This is a genomic window from Paraburkholderia sp. CNPSo 3281 (assembly GCF_024206515.1).
In the GTDB taxonomy this organism is placed as follows: Bacteria; Pseudomonadota; Gammaproteobacteria; order Burkholderiales; family Burkholderiaceae; genus Paraburkholderia; species Paraburkholderia nodosa.
Map to the genome: position 1 here is coordinate 298,795 of NZ_JAMBPS010000004.1, position 20,923 is coordinate 319,717.

The following is a 20,923-nucleotide window of genomic DNA, read 5'->3' on the forward strand; positions in this document are numbered from 1 at the left end:
TTTATCCCAGCGTTTGAGCGGGGAAGGCTTTGCGCCTGAGTTCGTGGTTGCCGACAGCGAGCGCAAGCATTGGTTGCCAGTGCGTGTTGCTCTTTCCTTCGAGCAGCCATGTGCGCAAGGGACTTCCGCTCGTTGAAGCCGCCGTGCGAGACCTGAATGAACCCGTCGGCGTCGCTTCGACGCTGGGTCTGAGCGCGGCTGTCATTCCGCGCTCACATTGACCGCCACATCCACCTGATGCGCGCCCCCGCCAAGAATGACGCCGCGCAGGAGCGACACGTCGGTGTAATCGCGGCCGATGGCGAGCGTCACGTGGCCCTGGTCGGCGAGCACGTCGTTGGTCGGATCGAGATCGATCCAGCCGGCGGTCGGTGCAGACGGCGCCGCAGGCACGTACAGCGACACCCATGCATGCGAGGCGTCCGCGCCGATCATCGGTTGAGCGCCTTCGGGCGGGTCGTTGCGCAGATAGCCGCTTACGTAGCGCGCGGCGAGCCCGAGCGAGCGCAGGCAGCCGATCATCACCTGGGCGAAATCCTGACACACGCCATGGCGCAATTCGAATGCGCGCGCGGCGGGCGTGTCGAATGACGTCGCCGAGGGGCGGTAGGCGAAATCGGCGTGGATGCGATGCATCAGGTCGATCGCACCGGCCAGAACCGGCGCGCCGGGCGCGAAACTCTCCAGCGCGTAAGCGCGCAATTCCGGCAGCAAGGCGATATTCGGCGAGGCGCAGCAGAACTCCGACTCCGCATGGAAGGCGCCGCCCGCCGTGTAACGCAGCGTTTGTGCGACCTCTTCCCAGACCGGCGTGCCGTCTGCATCGAGCGTTGCGTAGCGCGACGAGAGCAGCACGCTCGTTTCGCTCGTCATCTGCAGGTAGTCGTGCGGCGCGTCGAACGAGAAGTAGAGCACCTCGTTGCCGAAGGCGTCGCGGCGGCTCGTCTGATACGACGGCGCGGGTTCGATACGCTCGCGGTGCGTGAGCACGCGCTGCCAGGGAAGATCGAGCGGGCGGATGGTCGCGAGATGCTGCGCGGTCTCGACGAGCGTCGAATAGCGGTAGGTCGTGCGGTGCGTGACCGCGAGGCGCGTGCCGTTCATGACCAGACCTGCGCGGCGAGCGGCACGGCGTGGCTGAACCAGCGCGCGCTGATCTCGTTCGACATCGCGGCCATCCGCTCGGCGAGGCTGTCGCACAGAGCGGTGAGCGCGGGGTAGCGGCCGTCGTCGCCGGGCTCGCAGAGCGCCTCCAGCGTGGGCAGCGCCTCGACGGACGGGAGTTGCGAGGCGAACGGCTCGCGCTTCGGGCCGCGCGCCGCCTGGGCGATTTCGTCGAGCCGCGCGCGCAGCCGCGCATAGACGCCGTAGAGGCCGCGCGGATTGGTCGGGTCGGTCACGATCACGTCGAGCAGGGCAGGCACTTCGAGGCGCCCAGGATACAGCGAGCGATACGTGAGCGTGCTGTCGAACAGTTGCAACAGCACGTCGAAGCCCGCGGGCGTGGCGAGCGTGCGTTCGTGCGCGGCGATACGGAGCATGGTGGCCAACGCGGCTACGCGTTCGATATGGCGTCCGGCGAACAGCAGGCGCCAGGCTTCGTCGCGGGTCATGCGGTCGCCCTGGCAGCCGCTGATGGCGCTCAACTGCGTTGCGAGCGCATCGAGCGCGCCCATCAGCGCCATGCGGTCGTACGGCGTGGGACGCCTGAATTCGATCGCCGCTCCCTGGCGCGCGGCCGCAGGCACGAGCGAAAGCGCCTGAAGCGCGTCACGGAAGTCGTTGCGCGAGGCGAGCACGGTGCGCCAATGGTCGTTCGAAAGCCGGCCGCGAATCTCGCCGCACGCATACGCCTGGCTTGCGAGCGTGCGGCCGATGCCCGTTGCGCCGGCATTTTCGTGCAGATTGGCCACGAGCGCGCGCTCGAAGTCGTCGAGGCTGCGCCGCGCTTCGCTGACCGTTGAGGGCACGAGCCCGTTGGCGGCGGCCAGCTCGATGAAGGTGCCGAACAGCTCTTCGGCGTCGCTGCCTTCGAGCGAGCCGAGAATCAGTCGGCACAGGCGCACGCCGTTTTCGGCGCGCTCGCCATAACGTCCCGCCCAGAACAGGTTCTCCGCTGAACGGCTCGGCACGCGGCGGCGCTCGCGGCGCAGCTCTGCGGGCTTGATCGGGCTCGGCAGGAGCGTGAAGGTCGAACCGGGCTGGCTTGACAGCACCCAGGTGTCCACGCTGCTGCCACCCATCTGCATCGATACGGATTCCTGATGTTCGGCCGCGAGGCGCGTGAAGCCGCCAGGCAGCACACGCCAGCCGCATTCCTGGTCCGCAATCGCGTAGACGCGCAGCACGGCAGGCCGCGCGCCGAGCATGCCCGCACCGGTCTCATAGCGCGGCGTATAGCTGTAGCGCAGCGGCTGCTGGACCGTGAAGGCGTCGGGCAACTGCTCGATGCGCTCGCGCCAGTCGGCGAGCGATTGCTCGCCGGCGGCGAGTCCGGGCGGCGCGGACGACGCGTTCGCCGCGCCCGGCCACGTCGGCACGAGCAGCGCCTCGGGCACCTGCGCGAGCGCATCGCGCCAGGCCGCGTCTTCGCCGCACCACCAGGTCGCGACGCCCGGCAGCGCAAGCTCCTCGCCGAGCAGCGCCTGCGCGATGCCGGGCATGAATCCGTGCAGCGCTGGCGATTCGACGAAGCCCGCGCCGGGCACGTTCGAGACCATCACGTTGCCCGCGCGCATGACCTGCAGCAGCCCCGGCACGCCGATGGTCGAGTCGGCGCGAAGCTCGACCGGGTCGCAGAAGGTATCGTCGAGGCGGCGCAGCACGGCGTGCACGCGCTCCAGCCCGTCCAGCGTTTTCAGGTACAGCATGTCGTCGCGCACCGTGAGGTCCTTGCCCTCGACGAGCGTGAGGCCGAGGTAGCGCGCGAGGAACACGTGCTCGAAGTAAGTCTCGCTGAAGGGCCCCGGCGTGAGCAGCACGATATGCGCAGACGCGCCGCTCACGCTGCGCTCGTCGGCGCTCATGATCGCGCGTGCAGCCGCGGCGAGCGTGGCGATGAGCTGCGAATAGGACGGCGCGAGACGGTGCACCCGCATGGTGCGAAACGGCTCGGCGAAGAGGCTCGAGACGATGAGCCGGTTTTCCAGCAGATAGCCGAGTCCCGAGGGTGCTTCCGTGCGGTGAGAAACGACGGTCCATTGTCCTTCGGGCGAGCGCGCAAGGTCGAGCGCGACGATCTGCAGATACTGGCGGCCGGGCGGCACGAAGCCTTTCACGGCGCGCAGATAGCCCGGGTGGCCGAACACCAGCGCGCTCGGCAGCAGGCCGCGCGCGAGCAGCGTTTGCGGCCCGTAGATATCGGCGACGATCTCGTTGAGCAGGCGCGCGCGCTGCGCGGCGCCGCGCTCGATCTGCGCCCATTCGGCTTCGTCGATGATGAACGGCAGCACGTCGAGCGCCCACGGCCGCGGTCCGCCCGCGTCGGCGTAGACGTTATAGGTGATGTCGTTCTCTCGCACCTGGCGCGCGACCGATGCGGCGGCGCCGTCGAACCCCGCCGCGCCCGGCTTGCCGAGCAGCCCGAAAAACTGCCGCCAGGGCTCGCGCAGCTCGCCTTCCGCCGTTTGCAGTTCGTCCCAGTGTCCGGCGCGCACCGGCAGCGTGCGCAGCGGCGCGCCCGCCTGGTCGTCGCTGGCGGAGGAATCGAACGGCAGGGTGGATTGAGTCGGCAAGATCGTGGGTCGTGGCAGCGCGCCTCGTTCGTGAGGCGCGCCTTCGGTTAGGGCTCTTGACGGGTTATCGGCCGCAATTAGCCGCGGCGTAGATCCAGTGTGAACGGAAATTCGAGGCTGCGCTCGGGCGGCGCCACTTCCACGGGCCCCGGTGTGTGGCCGGTCGTGAAGAAGCGCGCGCGCCGCCGGCTCTCGGCCTCGTAGGCATTGACCGGAAACGTCTCATAATGGCGGCCGCCCGGATGCGCAACATGATACTGGCATCCGCCGATTGCGCGCGCGCTCCAGGTGTCGACGATATCGATCGTGAGCGGCGCGTGCACGCCGATGGTGGGATGCAGCGACGTCGACTGTTGCCACGCGCGAAAGCGCACACCCGCCACGCTCTCGCTCACGCGCCCGGTGGATTGAAGCGGCAGCGCGCGGCCGTTCACGGTCACGACGTGGCGGCTTTCGTTGATGCCGAGCACGCGCACTTCGAGCCGCTCCACCGACGAATCGACATAGCGCACCGTCGCGCCGGCGCCGCCTTCTTCGCCCATCACGTGCCACGGTTCGAGGGCATGGCGCACCGAGAGCGCGATGCCGCTCGTCTGCAACTCGCCGACCAGCGGGAAGCGGAATTCGAAGTGCGGCGCGAACCAGGCGGGCTCGAGCGCGAATCCCGCCGCGGACGTTTCGGCGAGCACGTCGTCGAAATCCATCCGCACGAAGGTCGAGAGCATGAAGCGGTCGTGCAGTTCGGTGCCCCAGCGCGTGAGGCGTTGCGTGTACGGCGTCTGCCAGAAGCGCGCGACGAGCGCGCGCAGCAGCAGTTGCTGCGCGAGACTCATGCGCGCGTGCGGCGGCATTTCGAAGCCGCGCAGCTCGAGCAGGCCGAGGCGGCCGGTCGGACCGTCGGGCGAGTAGAGCTTGTCGATGCAGAACTCGGCGCGATGCGTGTTGCCGGTCACGTCGATGAGGATGTTGCGCAGCGTGCGGTCGATGAGCCAGGGCGGCACGCGCGGGCGGTCGTCGAAGGGGCTCCCGAAGCCACGCAGCAAATCGACCTGACGCTGAATCTCGGCGAACGCGACTTCCAGTTCGTAGACCTGATCGTTGCGCGCTTCGTCCACGCGCGGCGCCTGGCTCGTCGGCCCGATGAAGAGGCCAGAAAACAGGTACGACAGCGACGGATGGTTGTGCCAGTAGGCCACGAGGCTCGCGAGCAGGTCGGGCCGGCGCAGGAACGGGCTGTCGCCGGGCGTGGCGCCGCCGAGCACGAGGTGATTGCCGCCGCCGGTGCCGGTGTGCCGGCCGTCGAGCATGAACTTCTCGGTGGAGAGCAGGGTTTCGTGCGCGGTCTGATAGAGGAATTCGGTGCGCTCGACTAGTTCGTCCCAGGTCGACGACGGGTGGATGTTCACCTCGATCACGCCGGGGTCGGGCGTGACCTGGAGCATCTTCAGGCGCGGGTCGCGCGGCGGCGGATAGCCTTCGATCACGACGGGCAGTTCCAGCTCGGCGGCGGTAGCTTCGACGGCGGCCAGCAGGGCGAGGTAATCGTCGAGTTCGGCGAGTGGCGGCATGAATACATGCAGCTGGCCTTGCGAGCGGCCAAAGGAGGCGGCTTCGGCTTTCGGCCCAGCGGCGCGCGCGGGGTCGCGTACTTCGACGCACAGTGCGGTGCGGTGGGTCCAGCCGGCGGATTCGCCGCGCTCGGGGTAGCGGTTTGTTTCAGGTCCGTTCGCGCTTCCCGCACTTTCCTCTTGCCGCGATTGCGTGGCAGCATCGAAGCCCGCCTCGTACTGCATGCGCAGTTCGGCCGCGCTGCGCAGCGGCGCCGGCGCGGCGAACGGATCGCGCGAGTGTTGCCACGGGTAGTCACCCGCCGCGACCCACGGCAGCGAATCGAGCGGCAGACGGTAGCCCATCGGCGAGTCGCCGGGAATCAGATACATGCGGTCGTCGCGAAAGAACCATGGGCCGCTCACCCAGCGCGGGCCCTGCATGGCGGGCTGGGCCGCAGACGGCTCGTCGCGCTCGCACGCAAGCGGCAGCACGTAGCCGGTCACGGTATCGAGGCCCGAGTCGAACACGCGGCGCAGCCGCATGCGTTCCAGTTCGTCGTCGAGGCGCGAGTCGAACGGATCGACGTTCACGGGCAGGCGGCGCTCGCGCCACAGGTAATACCAGGTGTCCTCGTAGCCCGGCTGCACGTGTTGTGGATCGACCGCGAGCTTCGCAGCGACGTGTTCGATGAAGCGCTGCGCGTCCTGGGCCGTGTGGTGCGTGAGCGAGCGCTCGTCGGCGAAGCGCGCGGGATCGTGCCAGCAGGGCTCGCCGTCCGCGCGCCAGAAGAGCGAAAGCGCCCAGCGCGGCAACTGCTCGCCCGGATACCACTTGCCCTGGCCGATATGCAGAAAGCCCAGCGCGCCATAGTGCGCACGCAGCTTGTCCATCAGCGCGATGGCATAGCGGCGCTTGGTCGGGCCGAGCGCATCGGTGTTCCATTCGGGCGCGTCGCGGTCGCCCGCCGCCACGAAGGTCGGCTCGCCGCCCATCGTGAGGCGCACGTCCTGGCCGGCGAGCGCGGCGTCCACCTGGACACCCATGGCGTGCATATCGGCCCATTGGGCTTCGGTGTAAGGCTTCGTCACGCGCGGCGTTTCGAGCACGCGCGAGATCGACATCGAATGCGCGAACTCGACTTCGCATTCTTCGAGCGCACCCGAGATCGGCGCGGCGCTGCCGGGTTCCGGGGTGCAAGCCACCGGAATATGGCCTTCGCCCGCGAGCAGGCCCGAGGTCGGATCGAGCCCGATCCAGCCCGCGCCCGGCAGATAGACCTCGCACCAGGCGTGCAGGTCGGTGAAGTCGGCCTCGGCGCCGCGCGGGCCGTCGATCGCCTTGACGTCGGGCGTGAGCTGCAGCAGATAGCCCGACACGAAGCGCGCCGCGAGCCCGAGCTGACGCAGCGTCTGCACGAGCAGCCAGCCCGTGTCGCGGCACGAGCCGGAGCCTTTCTCCAGCGTTTCCTCGGGCGTCTGCACGCCCGGCTCCATGCGGATCAGGTAGCCGATCTCGCGTTGCAGGCGCTGGTTCAGATCGACGAGGAAGTCGATGGTCACGCGCGGCGTGCGGTCGATCGTTTCGACGAACGCGGCGAAGCGCGGCGTCGGCTCGCTGTGCGCCAGATACGGCGCAAGCTCCGCGGCCAGCTCGGGCGCGTACGCGAACGGAAAGCGCTCGGCGCCGGGTTCGAGAAAGAAGTCGAACGGGTTGTAGACCGCCATTTCCGCGACCAGGTCGATCGTGACGCGGAACTCGCGCGTCGGCTCGGGAAACGCGAGCCGCGCCTGGTAGTTGGCGAACGGGTCCTGCTGCCAGTTGACGAAATGACCGGCGGGCTCCACGCGCATCGAGTACGAGAGGATGGGCGTGCGGCAGTGCGGCGCGGGGCGCAGGCGCACCACGTGAGGCGCGAGGCGCACGAGCCGGTCATAGCGATACTGCGTGACATGGTTTAACGCGACACGGATGGACACTCCCGACTCCTCGATCGACGTGGATGGAACGGCGGAAAAAGCGTACGGCACAGCGCGCCTATGATGCGCATGGCGCGAGTGCAGGATGTGACAGCGGCGGCCACGTGCGTGCGAGGCACGCGGCGTGCTGCGCGAGGCACAGCGGAGCGCGCGGCCCTCACAGGAATACGGCAATGAAGACCTTTCACTGCGATCACTGCAATCAGCTGGTGTTTTTCGAAAACGAGCGCTGCGAGCGTTGCGAGGCGCGCCTCGGCTACGTGCCGCTGACAGGAGAGATGCACGCGTTCGAGGAGGCGGGCGAGGGCCGCTGGCGCAGCCTGAATGCGCAGGCTAAAGGCACGCTCTTTCGCCAGTGCCACAACTACGCAATCGAAAATGTCTGCAACGGCATGATCCCGGCCGATTGCGAGGACACGCTGTGCCGCGCCTGCCAGTTCACGCACACGATCCCCGACCTCTCGCGGCCCGAGAACCGCCTTTACTGGTATCGCCTCGAGACGGCCAAACGGCGCCTGCTCTACGCGCTGGGGGCGCTCGGCCTGCCGCTCGTCACGCGCGCCGAAGACCCGGAGCATGGCCTGCAATTCGAGTTTCTCGAAGAGACGGGCGACGGCCAGCGCATCATGACGGGCCACGATCATGGCCTCATCACGATGAACATCGCCGAGGCCGACGACGCGCATCGCGAGCGCACGCGCGTATCGCTGCACGAGCCGTATCGCACCTTGCTGGGGCATTTCCGCCACGAGGTCGGCCACTACTATTTCGACCGTCTCATCGCGCAGGAGCCAACGGGGCGCTGGCTCGAAGCGTTTCGCCGCTGCTTCGGCGACGAGCGCGCCGACTATGCGGCCGCGCTCGCCGCCCATTATGCCGAAGGCCCCGCGCCCGACTGGGCCGAGCGCCACGTGAGCGCGTATGCGTCCGTGCATCCGTGGGAGGACTGGGCCGAGACGTGGGCGCATTACCTGCATATCGTCGATACGCTCGACACGGCCACGGCCTGCGGCCTCGCGCTGCTGCCCGACAGCCCCGACGAGCCCACGCTGGTCGACCAGACGCCGGTGGACGAGGCGAGCTTCGACAGCCTGATGGCGCGCTGGTTTCCCCTCACCTATGCGCTGAACAGCCTGAACCGCAGCCTCGGCATGCCCGACGGCTATCCGTTCGCGCTGGCTTCGCCCGTCATCGACAAGTTGCGCTTCGTTCATCGCGTGATCTCGGCTTCGTGTTCGCGGTCGTGAACGCCCACGCGCCGCGCGAATTCGTTGCTGCGCCGGCTCAGCGCTCCAGCACCCAGGTGTCCTTCGTTCCGCCGCCCTGCGAGGAATTGACCACGAGCGAGCCCTCGCGCAGTGCGACCCGCGTGAGCCCGCCTGGCACCATGCGCACTTCCTTGCCCGAGAGCACGAACGGACGCAGGTCGATGTGGCGCGGCGCCACGCCCGTTTCGACCCACGTTGGGCAGGTGGAAAGGGAGAGCGTGGGCTGCGCAATGTACTTGTCCGGGTTCGCGACGAGCGCCGCGCGAAACGCCTCGATCTCGGCGCGCGTGGCGGCCGGACCGATCAGCATGCCGTAGCCGCCCGCCCCGTGCGTTTCCTTCACGACCAGTTCCGGCAGATGGTCGAGCACGTAGTGCAGGTCGTCGGCCTTGCGGCACATCCACGTGGGCACGTTCTTGAGCAGCGGTTCCTCGCCCAGATAAAAGCGCACCATGTCGGGCACGTAGGGGTAGATCGACTTGTCGTCGGCGACGCCCGTGCCCACGGCGTTGCACAGCGTCACGTTGCCCTTGCGGTAGACGTTCATGAGGCCTGCGGCGCCGAGCGTCGAGTCGGAGCGGAAGACGAGCGGATCGAGAAAGTCGTCGTCCACGCGCCGGTAGATCACGTCCACCCGCTGCGGGCCCTGCGTGGTGCGCATATAGAGGTGATCGTTCTCGACGAACAGGTCCTGGCCTTCCACGAGTTCGATGCCCATTTGCTGCGCGAGGAACGCGTGCTCGAAGTAGGCCGAGTTGTACGTGCCTGGCGTGAGTAGCACGACCGTCGGGTTGTCGGCGCCGGACGGCGCGGCGGCGCGCAGCGTGTCGAACAGCAGGTCGGGGTAGTGCGCAACGGGCGCCACGCGATTGCGCACGAACAGATCGGGAAAGAGCCGCATCATCATCTTGCGGTTTTCCAGCATGTACGAGACGCCGGAGGGCACACGCAGGTTGTCCTCGAGCACGTAGAACTCGCCCTCGCCGGCGCGCACGACATCGATGCCCGCGATATGCGCATAGATGCCGTGCGCGACGTTCACGCCCTGCATCTCGGGGCGGTACTGCGCGTTGCGCAGGATCTGGTCGGCGGGTACGATGCCGCGCTTGACGATCTCCTGTTCGTGATAAATGTCGTGGATGAAGCGGTTGAGCGCGTTTACGCGCTGGCGCAGGCCACGCTCGAGCGTGTTCCACTCCTGGCGCTGGAAGATGCGCGGGATCACGTCGAAGGGAATCGTGCGCTCGGTGCCCGCGCCCGTTACGTCCTTTTCGCCATACACGGCGAAGGTGATGCCCACGCGCCGGAAGATGGCATCGGCTTCGGTGCGCTTCTTGAGCATCTGCTGCTCGCTCTGGCTGCGCATCCAGGCGAAGAATTCGCGGTAGTGGGTGCGCGGCTCGCCGGCCTGCGCGAACGCCGTGGCGGCCAGGCCCCGAACGTCGAACTCCCCGTACTCGAACATCTCGTTGAAGACTGTTGGCGTCATGTGCGTTTTTCCGTTCGCTGCTTTTTTGCGCTCGCTTATTCGTGTTTGTTCGTGCCGGGCTGCATGGGGGCGATGCAACTTCCATGCCGAAGCCCGCGGCAAGACGTGCTCGATGTTGGTGCGCGGCGACGCTCAGAACTCCATATCGAGCTCGTCGATGTCCTCGGTTTCCGACTGTGCAGCTGCAATCCATTCGGCGACGTAAGGCTGCTTGAGCACGCGCATGCAGTAGTCGCCGATATCGGGGTCGATCGGCACGTCATAGGTGAGCAGGCGCGTGACGACGGGCGCATACATCGCGTCCGCCGCGCCGATCTCGCCGAAGAGCCAGGGCCCGCCATATTTCTGCAGACATTCGCGCCAGATAGTCACGATGCGCGCGATGTCGTCCTGCGCGCGCGACCAGACGCGAAAGTTCGGAAAGTGGCCGCGCAGGTTCATCGGCAGTGCGGAGCGCAAGGCGCTGAAGCCCGAGTGCATTTCCCCGCTCACCGAGCGGCAGTGCGCGCGCGCCGTGCGGTCCGCGGGCAACAGTTGCGCCTGCGGCTGGATCTCGTTGAGGTATTCGCAAATCGCGAGCGTGTCCCAGACCGCGATGCCGTCGTGGCGCAGGCAGGGAACGAGAATGGAAGGCGAGAGCAGCAGCAGTTCGGCACGCGTGGCCGCGTCGTCGAGCGGCACCGTCACCGTGTCGAATTCGAGTCCGGCGAGTCTGGCAAGCAGCCAGCCGCGCATGGACCACGACGAATAGTTCCGGCTGCTGATCGTCAGGGTCGTATTCGTCTGACTCATGGAGGCTCCTGAACGGTGAGGACATGACGGCAAACAGTGTGACGGTCAGGCAGCCGCATGCACCGAATGCGCGCATCGCCGCTGCATGCACCGCTCACGCCAACTGGGCGCACTACATTGCGGCATGCAGGAAGGCAATGCCGCCGCTTCCTGCGAAGCGTCCGCGCCGTGCTGCCGTGACGCAGCGCGCCGGCCAGGGCGCGAGTGCAAGCGCGCCATGCCGGGAAAGTGCAAGCACTGTGCCAACGAGCGCTTCTGGCATACGTATTGCCTGCTTTGCTTCGCGTTCAAGACAAATCGGGATCTCTGCCCATGAACCTGCTCGCCTATCTGGCCTACCAGACGTTCGCGGACTTCACGAGGTTCGGGCGCGCCACCGCGTCGTTCTCCCGCGCGGCGCTCGCGGCGTGGCCCGCGCTCGCGTGCGGCTTCGACGCGCGCTATCTCGACGCCTGGTGGGAGCAGATCGAGCTTGCCGGGCTCTCGCACGCGCGGCCGCCGTTCGAAATCGATGGGGTGGAAGTGGGTGGCGTGCGCACGCCGGTGACCGAAGCCATCGTCAAGCGCACGCCGTTTGCCTCGCTGCTGCACTTTCGCAAGGACGTCGCCACGCCGCAGCCGCGCGTGCTGCTCGTCGCGCCGATGTCGGGGCACTTCGCGACGCTGCTGCGCGGCACCGTGCGCACCATGCTCGCCGATCACGACGTCTATATCACCGACTGGCACAACCCGCGCGACGTACCTTTATCGGCGGGGCGCTTCGGCTTCGACGAATACGTCGAGCACGTCATGTCCTTCATTCGGCGGATCGGCCCCGATGCACATCTGGTGGCGATCTGCCAGCCGACGGTCGCGGCGCTCGCGGCCGTATCGTTGATGGCCGCCGACAACGATCCCGCGCAGCCCGCGAGCATGACGCTGATGGCGGGACCGATCGATTGCCGGGTGAATCCCACCAAGGTCAATGAACTCGCCAACAGCAAGCCGATCGCGTGGTTCGAGCGCAATCTCATCAGCGCGGTGCCAGGCGGTTTTCCCGGCGCGCAGCGGCGCGTGTATCCGGGTTTCGTGCAGCTCAGTGCGTTCATGTCGATGAACCTGGAGCGTCACATCGCTTCGTTCGAGGAGATGCGCCACGAGCGGGCGAAGGGCGACCCCACGAGAGCGGATGCGCTCAACGTGTTCTATCGCGAGTACTTCGCCACTTCCGATCTCACCGCGGAGTTCTACCTGGAAACGGTCAGATCGGTGTTTCAGGAATACGCCCTGCCGTCAGGCAAGCTCAAGGTGGGCGAGCGCCTCGTGGAGCCGCACGCGATTCGCCGCACCGCGCTGCTCACGATCGAAGGCGAGAAGGACGATATCTGTGCGGTCGGCCAGACCGTTGCCGCCCATGACCTGTGCCGGGGGCTGCGCCCTTATATGAAGACGCATCATGTGCAGACGGGCGTGGGTCACTACGGCGTCTTCAATGGCCGTCGCTGGGACACGCAGATCTATCCGCTCGTGCGTTCGACGATTCACGACCACGAGCCGCGCGCGCGGCGCATTGCGGCGCCGGAGGCGATGGGCGACGATCGGGTAACCCTGCGCGCGCTGCTCGACGCCGATGCGCATGCCGCAACGGCAATCAGCCGCGCCGCCGAAACGCAGCCCAACCAGGGCTAGCGCGTTAGATTGCGGGGCTCGCTTGCCAGGGTGTCGGCGCGGGCACCGCGCAGGGCGCTTCCACATCGATCGACTTGAAGTCGGCGGGGCTCACGATTTCGAGGTACTCCATGTCGGGCGAGTAATCGAAGAGGTAATGGGCGATGCCCGGCGCCTGATGCACGCAGTCGCCCGCTTCAACGAGCGTTTCCTTCTCGCCGTACATGAAGCGCGCCCAGCCCTTGAGCATGATGACGATATGAAACTCTGCCTCATGCCGGTGCCAGCCCGTGCCCAGTTCCGGCGCAAGATTTGCCCTGACGAGTTGCGCGACCACCTTGCCATGCGTGGCTTTGGCGATGCCCAGGTCGCGATAGACAAAGAAGTCGCGCAGCCCGCCGCCCGTGAACGAGGTGTCCTGCGGCTTGACGTGCGAAAAATCCGTGGCGAGTGCGGTTTGCATGACAGGTCTCCCGAGCGCAAAGGTTGAAGGGGCAAGGGGTTCGGCAAGCACGACGCGTTCCAGCATGAAGCCACCGACGATTCCGTGCTTCAACGGCGCGTTGAGCGGTATATCGATTCCGTTATTCATCACATAATGAATCGAAATTTCGACCTCAATTTTGACTGACCAGTATCTGACCTTTCCATTCCCTGTTTCGGAGACCTCATGGCAACAAGATTCGCTCGCGAGTCGGTGCGCTCACTGCGCCTCGTGGCTGCGCTGTTCGCCACGCTCGGCGTCTGGGTCGCGTTGAGCCCTACCGCCATCGCTGCGGCCCCGATGGGCGTCGCGTTCGTCTATCTCGGCAACCCCGGCGACGCAGGCTGGACCTACGCGCACGAACAGGGCGTGAAGGCGATCGAAGCGAAATACGGCGACAAGATCAAGGTCACACGTGTGGAGAACGTCCCCGAATCCGCCGACTCGGAGCGCGTGTTTCGCGACCTCGCGAGCAAGGGCAACAAGATTATCGTGGGCTCGAGCTTCGGCTTTCAGGACTTCGAACTGAAGACCGCAAAGGATTATCCCGACGTTGTGTTCGAGCATGCGACGGGATACAAGAAGGCCGCGAACTTCGCGACCTATGACGTGCGCACGTACCAGAGCGCGTATCTGGCCGGGCTCGTCGGCGGCTATACGACGAAGACGAATACGCTCGGCTTCGTCGCCTCGGTGCCGGTGCCCGAAGTGGTGCGCAACATCAACGCCTTCACAATGGGCGCGCGTTCGGTCAATCCGAATGCGAAGGTCAAGGTCATCTGGATCAATAGCTGGTTCGATCCGGGCAAGGAGAAGCAGGCGGCCGAAACGCTGATCGGCCAGGGCGCGGACGTGCTGATCCAGAACACCGACTCGACGGCGACGATGCAGACTGCCGAGCAGAAGAAAGTGCATGCGTTCGGTTGGGACTCCGACATGAAGAAGTTCGGCCCGAATGCCCAACTGGGGGCTTGCGTGAGTTACTGGGGCGTGTATTACTCTCACCTGGTCGAAGAGGTGCAAGCCGGCACGTGGACCAACACGCCGACGTGGTGGGGCCTCAAGGAAAAGGCCATCGACCTCGCCGACATCAACACCGCAACCGTCTCGCCCGCCGCGCAAAAGGCGCTCGCGCAAAAGCGCGACGACATCATCGCCGGAAAATTCGATCCGTTCTCGGGGCCGATCAAGGATCAGAGCGGCGCGATCAAGGTGGCAGCGGGCGCGTCGCTGCCCGACGCCGAGTTGCTGCGGCTGAACTGGTTCGTGCAGGGCGTAGACGGTGCGTTGCCGAAATGAAACCGCCAACAAGGAGGAGGCTCGCTTTGAGCCTGACCATTTCCCCACAACAGAACGCTTCTGAATTCCCGGAGCAAGGGCTCGCGCCGACGCGCGATCAGATCGTCCGCCATTTGCGGCACGCAAGCGTGATCGCGGAACGCGCGACGCAGTTGGGCCATCACCCGTTTGGCGCCATTCTCGTCGGGCCCGATCAGGAATCGGTTCTCATCGAACAGGGCAATGTCGATACCGTCAATCATGCGGAAGCCGTGCTCGCGCGCATCGCCGCGCTCAACTTTACGCCGCAATACTTGTGGAGTTGCACGCTGTATACGACGGTCGAGCCGTGCTGCATGTGCGCGGGCACGGCCTACTGGGCGAACATTGGGCGCGTGGTGTTCGGCATGACGGAAGAGCGGCTGCTGCAGGCCACGGGCAATCACGCGGAGAATCCGACGATGAGTGTGTCGTCGCGCTATGTCTTCGATCATTGCCAGAAGCGCGTTGACCTGATCGGGCCCGTAGCCGAGGTCGAGGAAGAAGTGATGCAGGTGCAGCGCAATTTTTGGGGACACATTTGAGCAGTGACTTCATGCCGTAATCACGCGAAATCGCTCTGTAAGTCGGCTGACCTATGCTTAACGCACCGGCGTACCTTTGAACAGGAGAAACGCAAATGAAAGCTCGGCGCATCTTTGCAGCCCTGTTGGCTGTATCGCTTGTCCTGGCGCTGCCAGCCACCGCGAGTTACGCATGCGACGGTACGGGTTACAACCAGCCAGGCTCTGGAAAATGAAACGGTTAGATAACTAGCCGTTTGCCTGGAAAACGGCCACCAAAATCTTTTTGCACCGCCGCATCGGGTATGCTCATCCCCATCCATCTCATTGAATGAGAGAGAAACAGGGGAGCGAAGAGATGCGGCGCGTGGTGTTCAATCAGAAGGGTGGCGTAGGCAAGTCAACGATCGTTTGCAATCTCGCTGCGATCAGCGCGAACGAGGGCCGGCGCACGCTCGTCATCGACCTCGACGCGCAGGCAAATTCGAGCCAGTACCTGCTCGGCGCGGCTTCCACCGACGCGAAGCCCAATGTCGCCGACTTCTTCGAAACCGCGCTGACGTTCAGCTTCCGGCCGGTCGAGGTCACGTCGTTCATTCATTCGACACCCTTCGAGAATCTGGACGTGATGCCCGCGCATCCCGATCTCGACACGCTGCACGGGAAGCTCGAGTCGCGCTACAAGATCTACAAGCTGCGCGACGCGCTCAAAGAACTCGACATGTACGACGCGATCTACATTGACACGCCGCCCGCACTGAACTTCTACACGCGCTCGGCGCTGATCGCAGTCGAGCGCTGCCTCATTCCGTTCGACTGCGACGACTTCTCGCGCCGCGCACTTTACACGCTGCTCGAAAACGTGAAAGAAATTCAGCAGGACCACAATGCCGCGCTTACGGTCGAAGGCATCGTCATCAACCAGTTCCAGCCGCGCGCGAGCCTGCCGCAGCAACTCGTCGACGAACTCGTCGATGAAGGGTTGCCGGTGCTGTCGTCGCGGCTTTCATCGTCGGTGAAGATTCGCGAATCGCATCAGCAGGCCAAGCCCGTCGTTCACCTCGATCCGGCGCACAAGCTCACGCGCGAATTCCTCGCGCTCCATCAGGAACTGAGCGGGGCTTAAAGGGCAAGCGCGGAGATCACCGGTTTACGCCCTCGGCGGAGTGTGCAAGTATCCCTCGCAGCGAGTCGCACCGAGACTCTTGCTCTCTTGCGAGGTGCAGAATGGACTGGAGGTTCTGGAAGACCGAGAAGCGCCAGGAAGAGGCGCGCAACTGGCCTGCCAACACGCATGAATCGATACGCCAACTCCTGGGCATGTATCAGGGCGTCGGCACGCCGCCGTTTGCGAACTGGGCCGCGCCCGGCATCGCATTCACACCCGAGGTCGAAGCGACCGCTCAAAATGGGGTCAAGGGCTACCAGCTCGCCCTCTGGTTCTGGCTCTTTGCCGAGAAGCACGGCACCATCGCGGCGAGAATGGCACGCGAGACGTTTTGCCTGCTGGCCGACGCAGCGCAGCCGTCGTCGGGAGACGCGATCGATGCGCTCCTCGATCAGGAAAACCGCCTCGCGCACGCTGTCGAGGCGATTTCCGCCGAGCAGCGCGCGTTCAGACTGGAAGGCCAGAGCGTCGAACTGCCGATGGAATTCTTTTTGGCCACCGGCACCCTGAGGCTCAGGCCCGACTCGCCTTACGCGGGGGATGTGGCCGCCTCCCTGCAAGGCAACGACTACAAGCTGGCGGACTGCTTTCGCCACGCCACCGACGAAGCGCTGTCCGTGTTCCGGCCGATGATCCAGGCGGTCGAATTCGACGCGAAATCGTTGCCCAACTGGAAATGGAGCGCCCGGCCGGGCGCGGCCGAGCGGCATCTGCAGCGGCGCTACAGCAATCCACTCTTTCCGCTGCATCGGCAGATGGTGACGGCTCACGACGTGCATGAGGCGCGTCTTGCCGATAACCAGGCGCTGCAGGATATTCGCAACGAACTCAATGAAGTGCGCCGCGCATTCTTCGAAAAGCCGGAGCTGCCGTTGAACTGGCTGGCGTACCTCGAAAGCTACCGGGACGAGGTGGACAGGCTCGACGAGCGCCGCCTCGTTGCGGGCGGGCAGAACGCGGCGCTCGGCGAAGCGATAGCGGCGCTGCGTGCCGAGATTCTGGCGCCGTGGCGCGCCGAGATTCAGAAGAATCGCCACAGCCTCGCCACGCTCGAGCAGGACGAAGCGCGCAGGGCCGAACGGCGCGCACTGCTGTATGGCTGCGACTGGACCGCGCAACTGCTGAGTCACGGCTCGCTGATCCCGCCGGACGAAGTCGTTCCGGCTCTGCTGAGCGAATCTCCACCGGAGCTGGAGAGGGCGGTGACCGGTCTGCAGTCGGAGCCGCGCCTGCATGAGACGCTGGCCCACTGCCGGGCCGTTGCGCACCGGCTCGTGAACGAGCTGCGCGCGGCAGGTCACGCCTTTCCCGATATGACCGACAAGCTGCGTATTCTGGACGGCTCGTTCGACGCTCCCCTGAACGGCCCGAAGGACCGGCCGCTCGACGGCGCGCCGGGAGAGGTGCCGGCCTGAAGTTCGAGGCGGGCACCCGGTTGATTCGCTAACGTCAGGTTTTCAGCCGGTAGCCCGTCTTGAAGATCCACGCGGTGATCGCGAGGAACACCGCGAGAAAGGCGGCCGTCATGCCGAGACTCACGCCGACGTCGACATCGGCGAGCCCGTAGAAGCTCCAGCGAAAACCGCTGATGAGATAGACGATCGGGTTGAATAGCGTGATCACCTTCCACGCCGTCGGCAGCATGTCGACCGAGTAGAAGGCGCCGCCGAGGAAGGTCAGCGGCGTGATGATCAGGAGCGGGACGATTTGCAGCTTCTCGAAGTTGTCCGCCCAGATGCCGATGATGAAACCGAGCAGGCTGAACGTGACCGCGGTCAGCAGCAGGAACAGCGCCATCCATACGGGGTGCTGGATCTGGATCGGCACGAAGAGCGCCGCGGTCGCGAGGATGATGAGCCCGAGCACGACCGACTTGGTCGCCGCCGCGCCGACATAGCTGACCACGATTTCGAGGTAGGACACGGGCGCCGAGAGCAGCTCGTAGATCGTGCCCGTGAAGCGCGGGAAGTAGATGCCGAACGATGCGTTCGAGATGCTCTGCGACAGCAGCGACAGCATGATCAGGCCCGGCACGATGAACGCGCCGTAGCTGACACCGTTCACTTCCTTGATGCGCGAACCGATTGCGGAGCCGAAGACGATGAAGTAGAGCGAGGTCGAAATGACCGGTGCGACAATGCTCTGCATCAGCGTGCGCCGGGTGCGCGCCATTTCGAATCGGTAGATGGCGCGAATTGCGTAGTGGTTCATCGGGAGGTTACCTGTCCTTTGCCGTCTTCTGCGACCGAAGCTGCGGCGGGCCGTGAAGCGGCCGCCGGGTCTCTATGGACGAGACTCACGAAGATGTCCTCGAGCGAACTCTGGCTCGTTTTCAGGTCCGTGAAGCCGATGCCGGCCTCGTTCAGGTTCTTCAGCAGCGTGATGATGTCGTTGCGTTCGTTTTCGCTGTCGTACGTATAGATGAGTTCGGAGCCGCCGTCGGCCAGCTCCAGCCCCCAGGCAGCCAGCCCGTCCGGAATCGCGCCCAGCGGCGCGTCGAGCTGCAGCGTCAACTGTTTGCGGCCGAGCTTGCGCATGAGCACGTCCTTGCGCTCGACGAGCATGATCTTGCCCGCGTTGATGACGCCGATGCGGTCGGCCATCTCCTCCGCCTCGTCGATGTAGTGCGTCGTCAGGATGATCGTCACGCCGTTCGCCTTGAGCCCGCGCACGAGTTCCCACATGTCGCGGCGCAGCTCGACGTCCACCCCCGCCGTCGGTTCGTCCAGAAACAGGACTTGCGGCTCGTGCGCGAGCGCCTTCGCGATCAGCACGCGGCGTTTCATGCCGCCCGAGAGCGTCATGATCTTGTTGTTCCGCTTTTCCCACAGCGAGAGGTCGCGCAGCACGCGCTCGACATACGCGGGGTTGGGCGGCTTGCCGAACAGGCCGCGGCTGAACGATACGGTGGCCCAGACCGTTTCGAACGCGTCGGTCGTCAGCTCCTGCGGCACGAGGCCGATCAGCGAGCGCGCGGCGCGATAGTCGGCGAGGATATCGTGACCGGCCACGCGCACACTGCCTTCGCTCGCATTGACGATGCCGCAGATGATGCTGATCAGCGTCGTCTTACCGGCGCCATTCGGCCCCAGCAGCGCGAAGATTTCGCCCCGCGCAATGTCCAGATTGACGTTCGTGAGCGCCCGGAGTCCCGATGCATAGACTTTCGAGAGATTCTCGATGGATAGGATCGTTTGCATGTGCGTGACATTACCAGAAGCGGGTAAAAGACATCGCACGGACCCACACGGGACATCGAACATCTCCAGGGAAAACCCTCTCATGGCATTCCCATTCGTTGGGAATCGTATTTTTGATTTCTGGGAGTGACGTGGCATGCTGAGTGCATCAATTCAGCCTTCGTCTTCCAGGTGAAACAGGAACCCGGTGTTACTGGCGCAGAGCGCCTGCTACTGGTGCTTTCGGCACTCGCGAGCCGCGGCAAGGCAATGTCCGCGAAGGACATGCTCGCGGCCACCGGGCTCGCGCAAAGCACACTTTACCGCCAGGTCGCGGTGCTCAAGCGCTGGGGCTTCGTGACCGAAGACGCCGGCTACTACGCGCCGGGCCCCATCAGTCTGCAGCTTGCGCTTGGCTTCGACGTCAATTCGCTGCTCGTCGAATCGAGCCGCGAAGGCATGCTGCAACTCGCGCGGACCTCGCAGGAGAGCGTCGGGCTCGTCGTCGCCGTGAACGACCAGGTGGTCTGCCTCGAAATGGTCGAAAGCACACATTCGCTGCGCTGCTCGTTCGAGAAGGGGCGCGCGGTGCCGCTCAAGGCCGGGGCGTCGGCCAGGTCATTGCTCGCGTTCATGCACGAAAAGGCGCGCGGCGAGACGCTCGATCGCCTCTTCGCCGGCGACACCAAGGGCCGCGCCGCCATGGAAGCGGAACTGAAGCAGATTCGCGCGCGCGGCTACGCGGTGAGCGAAAGCGAAGTCGACCCCGGCGTATGGGGCGTGAGCGCGCCCGTGTTCCGGCGCGTTGCGCGCGGCGCGGGGGCCAACGCGTCGATCACCTTGATGGCGCCGTCCTCGCGCGTGGCAGGCCGCGAATTGCAGCTCGCCGACTGGACCTTGCGCACCGCGCACACCATTTCCGCCCGCCTGCAGACCGATTGACCGCAACGAACGAAGCCCACGAGCAAAGCCAACGATCGAAGCAAAAAAACGCAGCGTCCCGACCAACCACACAGGAGTCCAACATGAAACTGCACAAACTGCTGTCCGCCACGTGCGTCGCCCTCGCGATGTTCGCCGCCGCCGCTCCCGGCACCGCGAGCGCGCAAGCGCAGAACGTCCTCCAGGTCGCGACCGATGCGACGTTCCCGCCGATGGAGTTCACGGAAAACGGTCAGCGCACCGGGTTCGACGTCGACTTGATGAACGCGCTCGCCAAGGCAATGGGCAAGCAGGTCCAGTGGACCGACATCGACTTCAAGGGGCTGATTCCGGGGCTGATCGCACACCGCTTCGACGCCGCGATCTCCGGCATCTACATCACGCCGGAACGCAGCCAGGTGGTGGACTTCACGCAGCCGTATTTCGCAGGCGGCCTCGTCGCGCTCGTGAAGGCCGACTCGCCCATCAAGACGCTCGCCGATCTCGACGGCAAGAAGGTCTCGGTGCAGGTCGGCACGAAGTCGGTGAACTTCCTGCGCGACAACTACCCGAAGGTCACGCGCGTCGAGGTCGAGAAGAACCAGGAAATGTTCGACCTGGTCGGCATTGGCCGTGCCGACGCCGCCGTGACCGGCAAGCCCGCCGCGTACCAGTTCGCCCGCACGCGCTCGGGTTTTCGCGTGCTCGACACGGAGCTGACGAAGGAGGCCTATGGCATTGCCGTGCGCAAGGATGAACCGCAGCTGCGTGATTCGCTGAACGCGGCACTTGCGAAGATCAAGGCGGACGGTACCTACGCCCAGATTGTGAACAAGTGGTTCGGCTCGAGTTCGAAGTGACCCGGTGGATCTG

16 protein-coding genes are annotated in these 20,923 nt (G+C 65.4%); 8 read left to right on the top strand and 8 right to left on the bottom strand.

Annotation, left to right across the window (positions count from 1 at the left end):
* Positions 1–201: 201 nt before the first annotated feature.
* The 3 genes from M3I56_RS07315 to M3I56_RS07325 form a co-directional block, all read right to left on the bottom strand.
* Entirely contained in the window at positions 202–1,104 is a 903-nt protein-coding gene (locus M3I56_RS07315) for a transglutaminase family protein (RefSeq protein WP_254353190.1), read from the bottom strand.
* Positions 1,101–3,734 (bottom strand): circularly permuted type 2 ATP-grasp protein, encoded by a 2,634-nt coding sequence (locus tag M3I56_RS07320; protein ID WP_254353191.1) that lies wholly within the window; start codon positions 3,732–3,734, stop codon positions 1,101–1,103. The genes M3I56_RS07315 and M3I56_RS07320 overlap by 4 nt, the downstream gene beginning before the upstream one ends.
* 77 nt (positions 3,735–3,811) lie before the next feature.
* Positions 3,812–7,261 (bottom strand): transglutaminase family protein, encoded by a 3,450-nt coding sequence (locus M3I56_RS07325; protein ID WP_254353192.1) that lies wholly within the window; start codon positions 7,259–7,261, stop codon positions 3,812–3,814.
* A 173-nt stretch (positions 7,262–7,434) separates the two neighbouring features.
* Between M3I56_RS07325 and M3I56_RS07330 the strand changes: the two genes are divergently transcribed.
* Entirely contained in the window at positions 7,435–8,508 is a 1,074-nt protein-coding gene (locus M3I56_RS07330; protein WP_254353193.1) for a putative zinc-binding metallopeptidase, read from the top strand.
* Between the two features lie 37 nt (positions 8,509–8,545).
* On the opposite strand, the gene M3I56_RS07335 is transcribed toward M3I56_RS07330, so the two are convergent.
* Both M3I56_RS07335 and M3I56_RS07340 read right to left on the bottom strand, forming a co-directional pair.
* Positions 8,546–9,994 carry a circularly permuted type 2 ATP-grasp protein gene (locus tag M3I56_RS07335; RefSeq protein ID WP_254353241.1) on the bottom strand — a complete coding sequence of 483 codons (1,449 nt, stop codon included), beginning with the start codon at positions 9,992–9,994 and terminating at the stop codon, positions 8,546–8,548.
* A gap of 156 nt (positions 9,995–10,150) precedes the next feature.
* Complete coding sequence (locus M3I56_RS07340) at positions 10,151–10,810, bottom strand: glutathione S-transferase family protein (RefSeq protein ID WP_254353194.1); 660 nt, start codon at positions 10,808–10,810, stop codon at positions 10,151–10,153.
* A gap of 312 nt (positions 10,811–11,122) precedes the next feature.
* Here M3I56_RS07340 and M3I56_RS07345 point away from each other — a divergent pair, with 312 nt between their 5' ends.
* On the top strand, positions 11,123–12,478 hold the full coding sequence (locus M3I56_RS07345; protein WP_254353195.1) for a polyhydroxyalkanoate depolymerase: 1,356 nt from the start codon (positions 11,123–11,125) through the stop codon (positions 12,476–12,478).
* A 4-nt stretch (positions 12,479–12,482) separates the two neighbouring features.
* On the opposite strand, the gene M3I56_RS07350 is transcribed toward M3I56_RS07345, so the two are convergent.
* On the bottom strand, positions 12,483–12,920 hold the full coding sequence (locus M3I56_RS07350; RefSeq protein WP_254353196.1) for a cupin domain-containing protein: 438 nt from the start codon (positions 12,918–12,920) through the stop codon (positions 12,483–12,485).
* A gap of 207 nt (positions 12,921–13,127) precedes the next feature.
* Here M3I56_RS07350 and M3I56_RS07355 point away from each other — a divergent pair, with 207 nt between their 5' ends.
* The 4 genes from M3I56_RS07355 (at position 13,128) to M3I56_RS07370 (ending at position 17,365) form a co-directional block, all read left to right on the top strand.
* On the top strand, positions 13,128–14,240 hold the full coding sequence (locus M3I56_RS07355; protein WP_254353197.1) for a BMP family ABC transporter substrate-binding protein: 1,113 nt from the start codon (positions 13,128–13,130) through the stop codon (positions 14,238–14,240).
* Between the two features lie 26 nt (positions 14,241–14,266).
* Positions 14,267–14,803, top strand: a complete 537-nt coding sequence (locus M3I56_RS07360) for a nucleoside deaminase (RefSeq protein WP_254353198.1) — start codon at positions 14,267–14,269, stop codon at positions 14,801–14,803.
* A 337-nt stretch (positions 14,804–15,140) separates the two neighbouring features.
* Positions 15,141–15,908: a ParA family protein gene (locus M3I56_RS07365; RefSeq protein ID WP_028206927.1), complete on the top strand. Its 768-nt coding sequence runs from the start codon at positions 15,141–15,143 to the stop codon at positions 15,906–15,908.
* Positions 15,909–16,009: 101 nt separating this feature from the next.
* Complete coding sequence (locus tag M3I56_RS07370) at positions 16,010–17,365, top strand: tryptophan leader peptide (protein ID WP_254353199.1); 1,356 nt, start codon at positions 16,010–16,012, stop codon at positions 17,363–17,365.
* Between the two features lie 34 nt (positions 17,366–17,399).
* Here M3I56_RS07370 and M3I56_RS07375 read toward each other — a convergent pair whose 3' ends face one another.
* Together M3I56_RS07375 and M3I56_RS07380 are read right to left on the bottom strand one after the other, a co-directional pair.
* Positions 17,400–18,161 (bottom strand): ABC transporter permease, encoded by a 762-nt coding sequence (locus tag M3I56_RS07375; RefSeq protein WP_028206926.1) that lies wholly within the window; start codon positions 18,159–18,161, stop codon positions 17,400–17,402.
* The gene (locus M3I56_RS07380) at positions 18,158–19,150 is read right to left on the bottom strand and encodes an ABC transporter ATP-binding protein (protein WP_254353200.1); all 993 of its coding nucleotides are present in this window, start codon (positions 19,148–19,150) and stop codon (positions 18,158–18,160) included. Before M3I56_RS07380 ends, M3I56_RS07375 begins: the two co-directional genes overlap by 4 nt.
* A 171-nt stretch (positions 19,151–19,321) precedes the next feature.
* On the opposite strand from M3I56_RS07380, the gene M3I56_RS07385 reads away from it, so the two are divergent.
* Together M3I56_RS07385 and M3I56_RS07390 are read left to right on the top strand one after the other, a co-directional pair.
* Positions 19,322–20,071 carry an IclR family transcriptional regulator gene (locus M3I56_RS07385; RefSeq protein ID WP_254353201.1) on the top strand — a complete coding sequence of 250 codons (750 nt, stop codon included), beginning with the start codon at positions 19,322–19,324 and terminating at the stop codon, positions 20,069–20,071.
* An 83-nt stretch (positions 20,072–20,154) separates the two neighbouring features.
* A complete protein-coding gene (locus tag M3I56_RS07390) occupies positions 20,155–20,910 on the top strand; it encodes a transporter substrate-binding domain-containing protein (RefSeq protein WP_028206924.1) in 756 nt (251 codons plus the stop codon).
* The last annotated feature ends 13 nt before the right edge of the window (positions 20,911–20,923 follow it).